The following is a 13,052-nucleotide window of genomic DNA, read 5'->3' as shown; positions in this document are numbered from 1 at the left end:
TGCCGCCATTTTGATTGGCCCGGATGGGCGTCTTTTCCAAAAAATAGCGGAGCATTAAAATGGCAGAAGGTTTCAAGGCCCGGAATTTAAGCGTTCTGGCCTATGCCAACGGTTTTACCCTGTGGCATTACGTGACCCCGGATGTGGCGACCGATGTGGATACATTGAATTATTTTGCACCCGCCCGCGACATGCTGCGCGCGGGTGACATCATGTTTGCCAATACCAACCGCGATGGCGGGGTTTCGGGCGGGATGTTTTTGGTGACGCAGGCCGATGTTAACGGCGTTGATGTGCGCGACATGACAGCGATTGGCACCACCAATACCGATTGATCGGGGGGGGGTGGCTGGAAAATTTGAAAGCCCGGTTCGGTTGAGCCGGGCTTTTTTGTGGCTGGCTGGCAGGGAGGCCGTGATGGCGTTAAGCGATGTGGCGTTATGCGCACGCGCACTGGTGATGATCGGGGTAAGCCCGATTGCATCCTTTGCCGAGGAAACGGTGGAGGCGGAAGTGGCGGCGATGTTGTACCCGGCACTGCGTGACGGGATGCTGGCGGCGTATCCGTGGCGGTTTGCCGCGCGGGGCAAGTGGCTGGCGCGGTTGGCACCGCCTGATGATGAAGAAGGGCAGTTGGCCCGCGATGACAGGCAATTTGCCCTGCCGGGGGATTTTATAAGGTTATTGTCGCTGGAAAGTGGTGCCGGGCAATTGCCGGAATTTGAATTGCGCAAGGGTGTGATTGTATGTGGGGCCGAGCGGGCATTTTTGAATTATGTGGGGCGGATGCCTGAAGCATCGTTGCCGGTATGGTTTGATATGGCCCTGATGGCGCGGCTGGCAGCGGAATTTTGCCTGCCGTTAACCGAAAGCGGCAGCCGGGCGGAATATTTGCAAAAGCGGGCAGACACGCTGTTTCATCAGGCGCGACTGGCTGATGCCCAGCAATCGACCCCGCGCCGGATTGAGGATTTTCCCTTGCTGGAGGCACGGGGGTAATGGCGCGCAGTGTTTTGGAAAAAACCACGTTCAGTGCCGGGGAACTGGCACCGAAATTATGGGGCCGGGGCGATATTGCCGCCTATCGCAACGGGGCGGCCAAATTACGCAATGTGTTTGTGCTGCCATCGGGCGGGGTGTGCCGCAGGCCCGGTGTGCGGTTAATTGATGAGGTATCGGGGCCGGTGCGGCTGGTGCCGTTTGAATATAATGTCGATCAGCCGTTTCTGGTGGTGTTTTGGCATTTGCGGGCCACGGTTTATGCGGGCGACAGTGTGGTCCAGGAATTGACGACACCGTTTGAAAGCAAACATTTGGGCCAGATCAGCTGGACGCAAAGTGCGGATACGTTGCTGGTGGTGCATCCTGATGTGGTGCCGATCCGCATTGTGCCAAAGGCGGATGCAGACTGGCTGGTGACAAGCTGGGTTTGGGGTGAAACCACCACCAAACGCCAGCAACCCTATTACAAATTTGCCGAACCTTATGTGTCGGTAAAGCCATCGGGGGTATCGGGGACGGTTGGCCTGAGCGCCAGTGCCGATGTTTTTGCGGCAGGACATGTGGGAGGGCAATGGCGGGTACAGGGGATTGAGGGGGAAATAACCGCGGTTGCCGACGGCAAACATGCCACCCTTGCCCTGCGTGAACAGTTGCCCAATGCCAATGAAACGCAGGATTTTGCCGAACCGGCCTTTTCCGACGTGCGGGGCTGGCCGCGCAGTGTGACCTTTCATCAGGACCGGATGGTGATTGGCGGGTCGCGCGATTTGCCCAACCGGTTGTGGATGTCGCATTCGGGGGCGTTATTTAATTTTGAACTGGGCGAGGGGCTGGATGACGAAGCCATTGAGTTTGCCTTGCTTGCCGACCAGGTAAGTGCGATTGCGGCCGTGTTTTCGGGCCGGGATTTGCAGGTTTTTACCAGCGGGGCGGAATGGATGGTCAGCGGGACACCGTTAACCCCGCAAAATATTCAGGTGACGCGGCAAACCCGCATTGGCAGTGCGGCAGACCGCAATGTGCCCCCGGTTAACATCGACGGGGCAACGGTGTTTGCGGCACGCAATGGCACCGAAATACGGGAGTTTCTATTTACCGATCTGGAGCAGGCATACGGTGCGGCGGACTTGGCGTTGTTATCGAGCCATTTGATTAATGCGCCGGTTGATCAGGCCTATGATGCAAGCCGGCGCCTTTTGCATGTGGTGATGGGCGATGGCACGATTGGCACATTAACGCTTTATCGTAGCGAGGGTGTAACCGCCTGGAGCGGGCAGGAAATTGACGGGGCGTTTCGCAATGTCGCGGTGAGTGGCGGCGACGTTTATGTGGCGATTGAACGTGCGAACCGGTTTTTTCTGGGCCGGTTTGATGAGGATGCCGGGTTTGATTTGACGTTAACGGCGCACGCGGATGAGGCCACACCCCAATGGGGACAGTTTGGGTTGTTAGATGGCCTGGAAGTTGGGGTGTGGGCAGGAAGCCAGCTTTACCGCGACGTTTTGATTTCGGGGGGCAGTGTGCGGCTTGCAACGCCGGAAACACAGGTGATGGCGGGTTTGCCCTTTCGCCATGAAATTGCGGCCTTGCCCCCGGTGGGCGGCGATGGATCGCGGCCTTATGGCGGGTCCAGCTTGCGGTTGATTTGTGCGACGTTTCGCCTGCATGACAGTGCCGGGATGGCGGTGGATGTGGGGCGCGGGATGCGCCGGGTGCCGTTGCGCAAACCGGCAAGCGGGCGGGTTCTGGACCAGGCAAACGGGTTGTTTCGCGGCGAGGTGACGGTGCGGGCCATGGGATGGAAACGCGGTGGGCAGAATGGATTGTGGCGCATTGCCGGGGATTTGCCCCGGCCTTTTTTATTGTTGGGTGTGAGTAGCGAAGTGGGGGTGAATGACTGATGGGGGGATTTTCATCGTGGGTACCGGTGGTGGCAAATGCGGTGCAGACCGGAACCGAAATTGCAGCCAGCCAGAAACAGGCCAAAAAAGCGGCCAGCCAGGTTGATGCGCAGCGCCAAAGCGCGCAGCAGGCATTGGCGGCACAAAAGGCCAGCGACGATGCCGAGCGCGCCCGCAAATTACGCGTGCAACAGGCGAGTTTGCGTGCCGCACAGGGCGCGTCGGGCATTCAGGCCGGGGCGGCAGGGTCGGCCAGTGCGGTGTTGGCAGGGGCGCAGCGCAGTTTGCTTGATGTGCAGGACGCGGCCAATGGGGCCTTTGCCCGGCAAAGCAGCAGCATTGACCAGCGCGCGCAATATAAGCGGCAAAATTTGCTGGATACATCGCGTTACAACACGTTGTCGCAAATTACGTCGTGGTTTGCGCGGCGCGATAATTGGGGAGGCTAGACCGTGGGTGCAATTTTTGCCAATCGCGACCCGGCAGCGGTGCGATATGAAGGCGACGGGGAAAGCCGGGAATTTCCGTTTGAATTTGCCGTGTTTGCCGCATCGGATGTGAAGGTAACGATGAATGGCAACGAGATTAGCGAAGATATTGGCATTACCCTGAATACCAGCCAAAGCAGCGGCGAAACCGGCGAAGGCAGTGTGATGGCCAGCGGCGGCACGGTGACGTTTGCCAAAGCCCCGGTAACGGGGGCAGATGTGTTGATATCCCGGCGGTTGGGATTGCGCCGGTTAAGCCATTATGACAGCGGCAGCAGCCTGCGTGCCGATGTTTTAAATGCCGATTTTGATTATGTGCTGGCCGCCCTTGGTGACGTGGAAGAAGGATTTGCCAGCACATTGCGGATGCCTGACGGGGCGATTAATGCCAGCGGGGAAGGGGTGTCGGCCCAATTGCCCGGCCCGCAGGCAGGTCGGGCGATTATGTGGGATGAAACGGCGCGCCAACTGGTAAACGGGCCGGATGGTGCCGCGATTGCCGGGGCGCAGGCGGCAGGCGAAATGGCGAACCGCGCGGCAAATGAAGCCAGCGCAGCGGCACAGCAGGCGCAATCATCGTTTGCCGGGTTTGTCAGCCAGTCGGCCACGGCGGTTTTGCAGCTTGATTGTCGCACCGGGCGGGCACTGGCCTATCAGGATGAACGGCGGATGCCGATGGTTGACGCGCCGGGTAATGTGACGTTGACCCCTCGGCAAAGCGGGGTAGTAGTGCGGGTTTCGAACGGCGGGCGGATTACGCTTCCGCCCTGCCAACCCAGCCGCAACGGTGTGAAATTTCGCATTTTTAACGGGGATGGCACGGCGACCGATATTACGACGGTGGGTGTGGATGTGCTGCACCCGGTGGATGGTGGTGCGGAGCGGGCCGTTTTTGCCCTGCCGATGCGCGGCGATGCGGTTGAGGTGTTTTGCGATGGCAACCGCTGGCAGGTGCAAATTTTGCGGTCGGGCGGGCCGCTGGTAAAAATGTTGCGCACGCAACAACAGGCGATCCCGGCCAATGGCGAGTTTGTTGTGGAATGGGACAGCATCGTGACTGACAGCCACGGTCTTTATCACGCCGGGTATGACGGCGTCGCCAATGTACCACCGGGGCATTACCATTTTGATATTGGCGTGTGCATGGAACTGGCGGACCAGTCGGTGCAGGGCATGGTGTTTGTGGAGCGGTTGGGGGCAGGCGGCTGGAACATGCATTTGCAAGGCGTTGATACCCTGCCCAATGGGGCGGACGGGCGCAAAATATTGCGATGCAGTGGCATTGCCCGGGCGGGCATTGGCACAGATAACGCCTTTCGGGTGCGGGTGGCACATGGGGCGAGCGATACGCGCCATATTGTCGCAACCAGTTTGGCAAGCTGGTTTCATGCGGTGCGGCTGAGCGCCTGAGTATCGTTCGGTTTGATATGTGAGGGGGACGGACCCCGCCAGCACCAGCGCTGGCGGGGTTTTGTTATGCCCGGTGGCGGCTTTCAAAACAGGACAGATGATATGGCGATGCGGTTTTTGCCGTTGACGGATTATTTGCAGGTGGCGCGGGGCAGCACCACGCATGTGAAGGATGAAACAGGGGTGGTTACGGAAATTGCTGCAAATATGCCTGCCTTTGAATTTGATGATGACGGGCGGGCCCTGGGCCTGCGTATTGAGGGGGCATCGGCAAATTTGTTGCGCCATTCGGCGAATTTTGCCAATGCGATTTGGGAAAAGGATGCCGGGGTAACGGTTTTGGCCGGGGCGGGAACGGCCCCGGATGGCAGCGCAAATGCAACCCGGATTAATTTTGCCGCCGGGACAGGCGGGATTTATCAGCGGGTGGATAATCTGTTGTCGGGGGCGACCCATGCCTTTGCGGTGTGGATGCGTGCGGTGAGTGGAACGGCAAATATAACGCTGGGCGGGGTAAACGGGGCGTCGCAACATGGGGTGACGCTGGGTGAACGCTGGCAACGGGTGGGGTTTGCCGAGGTGGCATCGGCCACCAGCCGGTATCCCAAGATCAGCACGGCGATTTCGGGGGCGGCGGCATCGGTGCTGGTGTGGAATGCGCAGCTTGAAGCCGCACCGGTTGCGAGCAGCGACATGATCAGCAACGGTATTCCTGCCGCGCGCACTGGCGATGATGTGCGGCTGGATTTATCCGATGGCTGGTTTATGCCCGGTGCCGGAACGCTGTTTTTTGATCTGGCGTTACCTGCGGCCTGGAGCGGGATCTGGCGGGTGATGCAGCTTTATTCAACCAGCCTGAATAATGACCATCTGGATTTGGCCTATGACAGTGCGGCGGACCAGTTGCGCATCAGCCTGCGCAAAGGCGGGCAGCAATTGATTACGCAATCGCTGTATGGCGCACTGGTGGCAGGTCAGCGCAACCTGGTGGCGCTGGCGTTTGATGATGATGACATTGCTGTTGCCACCCAAAACGGGGTTTTAAAATCGCCCCCCGGTTTTGCCTTGCCGCGTAATTTTCAAACACTGGGGATCGGGTCTTACGCAGGCACGGCAAGCCAGCTTAATGGCTATGTGCGGGCGGTGTCCTATTGGCCGGGGCGGCTGGGCGATGACCGGCTGGTCGCCCTTTGTACCAGCGGGGCGGTGTAACATTGGCGGATATCAGAACCGGGGCGGAATGCCGGAATGAAGGGGAAGATGCCACGGATAGCGGATTTTCCGACGAGGACCGCGGGCGATTGGCACGGTTGCGAAGCGAGCTTTTGCGCAGTTTGCCAACCGATATTCGCCGGGCACGCAAGGCGTATCATCGGGTGGCACGCGACGCGGCCGACGTGATGGATGCCAAGGGGATTGTGAACCATCAGGCCGCGTGCAAGGCCGCATTAGCCCATGTGGAAAGCCTGATCAAACTTTTGCGCTGGGTTTGTGACGAAGATTTGGCCGCAGAACCGCCGGTTCGGAAAAACGGCACCAAGGATATTACTGATCGGGCGCATGTGGAGGCAACGGAGCAGGGGGGCGATGAGGTTTTACAGCTGATTTTGGCTGCCAGAACCGCAATGCAAAGCGGATGATTTGAAAAATCGGGGTGGTTTTTAAAACCGGTGTGACCTGAAGGGAAGGGGGAGGCAAAATGCAGAAATGCCAGGCCAGCCTTGCCGAGTTTGTCTGGATATGGAACCGGAAACTGGGGCAGGGCACACCGGCGCATCATCAGAAAATGGCGCAGTGGTTGCAGCACCATAATGATCATGGCCCGCGTGAGTTGTTGCTGATGGCATTTCGGAACAGTGGCAAATCGACCATGGTGGGCCTGTTTTGCGCGTGGTTGCTGTATTGCAATGCGGATTTGCGCATTCTGGTGTTGGCAGCCGACCTTGATTTGGCAAAAAAGATGGTGCGCAATGTAAAACGCATTGTGGAACGCCACCCTTTAACGAAAGCAGCAGTACCGGGGAAGCTGACCGATTGGGGGGCAGAGCGTTTTACCATTAACCGGCCCGGCGAGTTGCGCGACCCGTCGATGCAGGCGGCGGGGATTGGTGGCAATATTACCGGGTCACGCGCCGACGTGGTGATTTGTGACGATGTGGAAGTCCCTAAAACCTGTGATACCGCGCATAAACGCGAGGAGTTGCGCGAAAAACTGGGCGAGATTTCCTATGTTTTAAGCCCCGGCGGGATGCAGGTATTTATTGGCACACCGCACAGTTATTATTCGATCTATGCCGATGAAACCCGGCCTGAAACCGGCGAGGATGCCCCGTTTTTAAACGGGTTTTCGCGGTTTTGTTTACCGATCACCGATGAAAACGGTTTGTCAGCGTGGCCGGAACGGTTTTCGGCGGCGAAGATCGAGCAGATCCGCGCCCGAACGGCGGCGGGTAAATTTGCCAGCCAGATGATGCTGGAAATGGTGCCGCCTGATATGGGCGATCTGGACCCGGCCCGGATAAAACCCTATGACGATGATGCCGAATTTGAAACAGCCAATGGCGAGCAACGATTACGCATTGGCGACCGCCGTATGGTGGCGGCCAGTTGTCATTTTGATCCGTCATTTGGGGGCAAGGGGCAGGATGGGGCGGTAATTGCGGCGATTTATATGTGCGATCAGGGGGAATACTGGTTGCATGATGTGGCCTATTTGCAAAGCGACCCTGCCTGTTTGGACCGGGAAGACGAAGCCAGCCAGCTTTGCCGCCAGGTGGCCGCATTTGCAAAGCGCCACCATTTACCAGTGGTGCGGGTGGAAACCAACGGCATTGGCCGGTTTTTGCCCAATATTTTGCGGCGCTGCCTGAATCAGGCCGGATGCCTGACCGCCGTGGTGGAATTTCACGAAACCCGCAACAAGGAAGCCCGCATTGCCGATGCCTTTGGCGCGGTATTGGCGGCGGGGTTGCTGCATGGGCAACGTAATATCTGGCGCACCCCGTTTATTCGTGAAATGCGCGAATGGCGGCCCAATGGCGGTAACCGCGATGACGGGCTGGATGCGGTGGCTGGGTGCATATTGGCCGAACCGGTGCGATTGCCACGGGTGGTGCGCCCGGATTTCGGACGGGATTGGCGCCCGGCCAGCACTATTTTGCAGGGTGACCCAGATTTTGATCCTTGATTTCAAATCAAAATCAGTTGGTTAGAACAAGTTTTGAAAAATGTTTCCTAAAAGTTGCGGGCGCTATTGTTTTTAAGGCACATCCACCTAATCTATATCAAAGGATAGTATTTAAGTATTTTTACTACCCTAAAGAGATTTTTGATGTGGTGGATGACAGGCAGCTGGTGACATGAATGTTACCCGATGCCGCCCGGATCAAGGAGGTCATGAGATGTTGCGTGTCGGTATTTTGCTTGCCTTGTTGCTGGGTGCTGTTTGGTTAACGACGCCTGCGCATGCTGCCCCGCCCGTATGCGGGGACCGGGCAACGGTTTTAAAAAGCCTGAGCAATAAATATTCCGAGCAGCCCGTTGCGGCGGGTGTGGCATCCAACGGTGGGGTGATTGAGGTGTTGAAAGGACCGGATGGCAAAACCTGGTCGATCCTTTTTACCTATCCTGACGGGCCAAGTTGCCTGATTGCCACGGGGGAAGCATGGCAGGAAATTGCCTTTGCCGTGAGTGGCCCGAAAGCCTGAGATTACAGCCACATGTGCGCCGCCTGAAAGAGTGTTTCGGGCGAAGTGAATGCCGTGTGCCTGATGCCTGACGAATACGAATAGGGGGACGTTTCTTAATGATGAGAAACTCCTGAACTGACCCGCCGGTATATTCCGGCGGGTCTTTTTTTTGGAGAAAACAATGGCAGCAGGACCGGTAGATTTGGGCTGGTGGCTGACAATGGTGGAATTGCCAGCATTGGCGGCGTTGTTTTGGCTGATCTGGCGTAGCCGGGTGGAATTGCAGCGCAGGATAGATGTTAGTGCCGCGCAAAACACACGTGATTGCCAGGAAAACCGCGATGGACTGGCGGCTTTCAAGCTAGACGTTGCGCGCAATTATGTGTCGATCCCGTATTTGAAGGATGTGGAACGGCGGTTGACCGCACATTTGTTGCGCATTGAAGCCAAACTTGAACATCGGGACATGTGATTTTACGCAAAATGAAAAACAACGGGGATGTTGAATGATCAGGGACACGCAAAAGACAGAAACAGACATGGCGGCGTTGGCGGAATTATCGCCGGTCAATATTTTGGCACGCACCCTTTACGGCGAAGCCCGCGGCGAAGACCTGACCGGAATTGAAGCCGTTGCCTGTGTGATCATGAACCGGGTGACGGTGGCAAAACGCCGGGGAGGGTATTGGTGGGGCAATGATGTTGTGGCGGTGTGCTTGAAGGCCGGGCAATTTTCGTGCTGGAACCGGGGCGATCCCAACCGGGAAAAACTGCTGCGCGTAAACGAACGGGACCTGGCCTATCGTTTGTGCCGCAGGGTGGCCAGCCGGGCCATCAGCGCCAGGCTGCCCGATACCACGCACGGGGCGACGCATTATCACACGTTGCAATGTGACCCGTGGTGGGCACACGGCCATGTGCCGGTTTGTGAAATTGGCAATCATGTTTTTTACGACGATATCGGTTAATCGCCCTATGATAACGGGGCGTGGTTTGGTGTGCTTTTTCCCAACAGGCGAGGTTGAAAAATGATACCGGCATTATTGGCGCAAATCGGTTTGCCCTTGTTGATCAAGGCGGTGGGGGCAGGGCTGGATGCAATTGACAACCCGCTGGCGAAAACGGCGGCCAAAGGATTGCGCGATGTGGAGGCGGCGGTGGGGCAGGGGGTGGTCGGGGCGGATCAACTGGCCGAAGCCAACCGCCATACCGAGGCGATGGTGCGCGCCGAACTGGCCCATGACAGCACGGTGGTGCGGGCCGTGAACCAGACGATCCGGGCGGAAGTGGCATCGGACGATGCGTTTGTGCGGCGCTGGCGCCCCAGCTTTGGTTATGCGATGGCCCTGACCTGGGTGTTGATGATGGGGGCGATTGCGGCAGCCATTGTAATGACGCCGTTACAGGCCCCGGCGATTATTGCTGCCCTTGTTAATACCAGCCCGATCTGGGGTGTGGCCCTGGCGGTTTTGGGGATTTCGGTGGTGAAACGAAGCGGCGATAAACGCCGGGATGGCTGATGTTAATGCTGTTTGTTTTGGGCAGCAGGCTTTGTAACCGGAACCAAACGGGCGGTTGTAACGTTGGCAGAATATGAATTTTGAACAATCACATAGCCAAAGCAAACCTGATTCCAAAAACGATAATCCGGTGACCGGCATTATTGACCAGCTGGTTGAAACGGGCCGGGTGAATGGTGACGTAACGCTGGGCGAAATGACCCATGCGTTGCGGTTTCGCAGTTATGGCCCGTTTTTGCTGGTGCCGGGGTTGATCGGTGTATCGCCCCTGGGTGCCATTCCCGGTGTGCCAACGTTGCTGGGCCTTTTGATTGCCCTGTTTGCTGTGCAAATCGTGTTGGGCCGCAAGCATATCTGGCTGCCTGATATTATTGAACGGCAATCGGTGGCCGGGGCAAAGCTGGAACGGGCGATGAAAAAAATGCATCCGGTGGGGCAATGGCTGGATCGGCATTTTCATGAACGGCTGGAAGGGGTGTTAACCCACCGTACCATTCGGATTGCGGCGGGAATTTGCCTGTTGCTGGTGGTGCCGATGCCGTTTTTTGAACTGGTGCCCTTTGCCGCGGCCCTGCCAATGGTGGCGGTGGTCGGGTTTGGTCTTGCCATGACATTGCGCGATGGAATGGTGATGATTGCGGCGGGCATTGCCGCCCTTGTTGCCCTGATCGGCTGTGTTACCCTGATGATATAAATAAGGCCCGGCCCGCCGATGGTGGCGGGCCGGGCCTTTTTGTATTTAAAGCAGAAATGGCTTAATTGCCGGTTTTGGCCGTTTGCCCAAACAGGATTTTCTTGCTTTCTTCGGTCACGGTCGGCGTGAAATGGTCGGCCTTGCCTTTGGCATAGGCATCGATTGTGCCCTTGCGTTCGCCAATCGCGGTAAACCAGCGCTTCAGGTTGGGGAAATCATCCAGGTTCTGTTGCTGGCGCTCATGGGGAACGATCCACGGATAGCAGGCCATATCGGCGATGGAATAGTCATCGGCAATGAAATCGCGGCCTTCAAGGCGCTTGTTTAGGACACCATAAAGACGGTTGGTTTCATTGACATAGCGATTGATGGCATAGGGGATTTTTTCGGGTGCGTAGGTGCCAAAATGATGGTTCTGGCCCAGCATCGGCCCAAGGCCACCCATTTGCCAGAACAACCATTCCATGACAGTTGTGCGACCGCGGATATCATCTGGCAGGAATTTACCGGTTTTTTCGGCCAGGTATTGCAAAATGGCGCCGGATTCAAAAACCGAAATGGCGTCGCCGCCGTCGGTCGGGGCGCGGTCGATGATGGCGGGCATGCGGTTATTGGGGGAAAAGGCCAGAAATTCCGGCTTGAACTGGTCGCCGGCACTGATATTGACCGGGTGAATTTCGTAATCCAGCCCGGCTTCTTCCAGAAACATCGTGATTTTGTGGCCATTCGGGGTTGGCCAGTAATAAAGCTCGATCATGGGGCATACCTTTTTTCAAATTGCCATGCCAAAGCCTGAGTGAACAGGCACTGTCATTTCCCTGACAGATTTATAATTTATCGGCAAGGCTTGCGTTTGATCAACAATGGCACCATTGTAGAATGATCGTTTTAAAACTCAAGCAATTCGCCGAATATTTTGGCGACAGGAGAGCCTGATGATTCGTTTTTATTTTCACCCGACCCCGAACCCGGCCAAGGTTGCCCTGTTTTTGGAAGAAGCCGGGCTGGAATATGAAGCCATTCCGGTTGACACCAAAAAAGGCGAGCAATATAGCGATGCCTATTTGAAGATTAACCCGAACGGCAAGGTTCCCGCGATTGTGGATACCGATGGCCCGGGCGGCAAGGAAACCCGGGTTTTTGATAGCTCGGCCATTTTGCTCTATCTGGCGGATAAAACCGGCAAGTTCACGGGCAAGGAGGAAGACCGTGGTGAATTGCTGTCGTGGTTATTCTTCATTGCCAGCGGCCTTGGCCCGTTTTCCGGCCAGGCGGTGCATTTTCAGCACGCCGCCCCGCAGCCCAATGACTATGCCATAAACCGCTATCGCCGTGAAATTGAACGCCATTACGAAGTGGTAAACACCCATCTGGTCGGGCGCGACCATGTGGTGGGCGATGATTACACCATTGCCGATATCTCGCTTTGGGGCTGGATCGACCGCGCGCCGGTGGTGATGAAAGGCGAAAGCATTCCGCTTGAAAGCTATCCGCATCTGGCACGCTGGTTTGATTTCATCAATTCCCGCCAGGCCGTGGAACGCGCCCGCAAGGTTTTGGCGTCGCACACGTTCAAAACCGAGATGGATGATATTGCCAAGCGCGCGCTGTTTCCGTCGAATTATAAAGATTAGTATATTTGATCAGGCAGGGCAGAATTGTCCCTGCCTGATCTGCGCATTTTTGAAATTACACACGCATCGTGGATCTCTCGCGCGACAGTGCGTACATAGCCGCAAGCGCAGACCCGTAAATGGCAATAGCGAGAAGCAATATGGTAATGACCTCGCCACCTGTCGTGATTGCCCATTCATTGAATAATGTCATTCCGATACCAATACATACAGAACCGAATGTATTAAGCATGATCGCAAATATTAACGGTCGCGGAAGAATTTTCTTGTCATATGCGTAATCAAATACTGACAGTAGAATAAGTATATTGGTAATCAGCGCGTAGCCATTTTCCCAAATGCTGCCTTGAAAAAAATCCTGCTTTAGCGCGGGAGAAAATTGCGTTGCCAAAGTTCCAATGAATAGAAGCAGCAAAATAAAGAACAGGATGCGAGCGTAACGTTTGTTCATTTCACCACCAGTAAGCAATTGCGAGCCTGTCCGGGTTGGCCGGTAAATTCAATAAGCCAATGCTAGATTGTAAATATTTTTTGTTGAAATTAAGTCGTCGAGGACCGAAGGGAGGTAATTTCGATAATACGTCGATAGCACGCTTAACTTCGTCATCCTGTATCGAGGCTCCTCTTTTTAAGTCTTCCTGAAGATACGGGACAAGGGCGCGGTAGATGTTTTCTGCTGAGACTTTATGTCCAGCTAGGCTCAGGACCTATTAA

The 13,052-nt window shown here is 56.2% G+C and carries 16 protein-coding genes; 14 read left to right on the top strand and 2 right to left on the bottom strand.

Annotated elements, in window-relative coordinates; translation table 11 throughout:
• Positions 1 to 59: 59 nt before the first annotated feature.
• From THS27_RS19065 to THS27_RS19005, 13 genes are all read left to right on the top strand, one after another.
• Positions 60 to 335 (top strand): hypothetical protein, encoded by a 276-nt coding sequence (locus tag THS27_RS19065; RefSeq protein WP_085593657.1) that lies wholly within the window; start codon positions 60 to 62, stop codon positions 333 to 335.
• Positions 336 to 417: 82 nt separating this feature from the next.
• Positions 418 to 999: a hypothetical protein gene (locus THS27_RS19060; protein WP_085593656.1), complete on the top strand. Its 582-nt coding sequence runs from the start codon at positions 418 to 420 to the stop codon at positions 997 to 999.
• The gene (locus THS27_RS19055; RefSeq protein WP_085593655.1) at positions 999 to 2,903 is read left to right on the top strand and encodes a hypothetical protein; all 1,905 of its coding nucleotides are present in this window, start codon (positions 999 to 1,001) and stop codon (positions 2,901 to 2,903) included. The genes THS27_RS19060 and THS27_RS19055 overlap by 1 nt, the downstream gene beginning before the upstream one ends.
• Positions 2,903 to 3,352, top strand: coding sequence for a hypothetical protein (locus THS27_RS19050; RefSeq protein WP_085593654.1), 450 nt, complete (start codon positions 2,903 to 2,905; stop codon positions 3,350 to 3,352). Before THS27_RS19055 ends, THS27_RS19050 begins: the two co-directional genes overlap by 1 nt.
• Before the next feature lie 3 nt (positions 3,353 to 3,355).
• Positions 3,356 to 4,801 (top strand): hypothetical protein, encoded by a 1,446-nt coding sequence (locus THS27_RS19045; protein WP_085593653.1) that lies wholly within the window; start codon positions 3,356 to 3,358, stop codon positions 4,799 to 4,801.
• Between the two features lie 102 nt (positions 4,802 to 4,903).
• Entirely contained in the window at positions 4,904 to 6,013 is a 1,110-nt protein-coding gene (locus THS27_RS19040; RefSeq protein WP_085593652.1) for a hypothetical protein, read from the top strand.
• A 2-nt stretch (positions 6,014 to 6,015) separates the two neighbouring features.
• Positions 6,016 to 6,441, top strand: coding sequence for a hypothetical protein (locus THS27_RS19035; RefSeq protein ID WP_139835656.1), 426 nt, complete (start codon positions 6,016 to 6,018; stop codon positions 6,439 to 6,441).
• A 59-nt stretch (positions 6,442 to 6,500) separates the two neighbouring features.
• On the top strand, positions 6,501 to 7,988 hold the full coding sequence (gene terL / locus THS27_RS19030; protein WP_085593650.1) for a phage terminase large subunit: 1,488 nt from the start codon (positions 6,501 to 6,503) through the stop codon (positions 7,986 to 7,988).
• 214 nt (positions 7,989 to 8,202) lie between these two features.
• Positions 8,203 to 8,508 (top strand): hypothetical protein, encoded by a 306-nt coding sequence (locus THS27_RS19025; protein ID WP_085593649.1) that lies wholly within the window; start codon positions 8,203 to 8,205, stop codon positions 8,506 to 8,508.
• 163 nt (positions 8,509 to 8,671) lie between these two features.
• Entirely contained in the window at positions 8,672 to 8,962 is a 291-nt protein-coding gene (locus THS27_RS19020; protein WP_085593648.1) for a hypothetical protein, read from the top strand.
• A 34-nt stretch (positions 8,963 to 8,996) separates the two neighbouring features.
• Complete coding sequence (locus tag THS27_RS19015) at positions 8,997 to 9,458, top strand: cell wall hydrolase (RefSeq protein ID WP_085593647.1); 462 nt, start codon at positions 8,997 to 8,999, stop codon at positions 9,456 to 9,458.
• Between the two features lie 60 nt (positions 9,459 to 9,518).
• Positions 9,519 to 10,010, top strand: a complete 492-nt coding sequence (locus tag THS27_RS19010) for a 3TM-type holin (RefSeq protein ID WP_085593646.1) — start codon at positions 9,519 to 9,521, stop codon at positions 10,008 to 10,010.
• A gap of 73 nt (positions 10,011 to 10,083) precedes the next feature.
• Positions 10,084 to 10,704, top strand: a complete 621-nt coding sequence (locus tag THS27_RS19005; RefSeq protein WP_085593645.1) for an exopolysaccharide biosynthesis protein — start codon at positions 10,084 to 10,086, stop codon at positions 10,702 to 10,704.
• A 61-nt stretch (positions 10,705 to 10,765) separates the two neighbouring features.
• On the opposite strand, the gene THS27_RS19000 is transcribed toward THS27_RS19005, so the two are convergent.
• On the bottom strand, positions 10,766 to 11,461 hold the full coding sequence (locus THS27_RS19000; protein WP_085593644.1) for a glutathione S-transferase N-terminal domain-containing protein: 696 nt from the start codon (positions 11,459 to 11,461) through the stop codon (positions 10,766 to 10,768).
• A 178-nt stretch (positions 11,462 to 11,639) separates the two neighbouring features.
• Here THS27_RS19000 and THS27_RS18995 point away from each other — a divergent pair, with 178 nt between their 5' ends.
• Entirely contained in the window at positions 11,640 to 12,338 is a 699-nt protein-coding gene (locus tag THS27_RS18995) for a glutathione S-transferase family protein (protein WP_085593643.1), read from the top strand.
• A 55-nt stretch (positions 12,339 to 12,393) separates the two neighbouring features.
• Here THS27_RS18995 and THS27_RS18990 read toward each other — a convergent pair whose 3' ends face one another.
• Positions 12,394 to 12,789, bottom strand: coding sequence for a hypothetical protein (locus THS27_RS18990; RefSeq protein ID WP_085593642.1), 396 nt, complete (start codon positions 12,787 to 12,789; stop codon positions 12,394 to 12,396).
• Between the last annotated feature and the right edge of the window lie 263 nt (positions 12,790 to 13,052).

The organism is Thalassospira sp. MCCC 1A01428 (assembly GCF_002115825.1).
GTDB lineage: Bacteria > Pseudomonadota > Alphaproteobacteria > Rhodospirillales > Thalassospiraceae > Thalassospira.
Note: the sequence above shows the minus strand (reverse complement) of the source record. Positions and strands in the feature narration are given on the sequence as shown.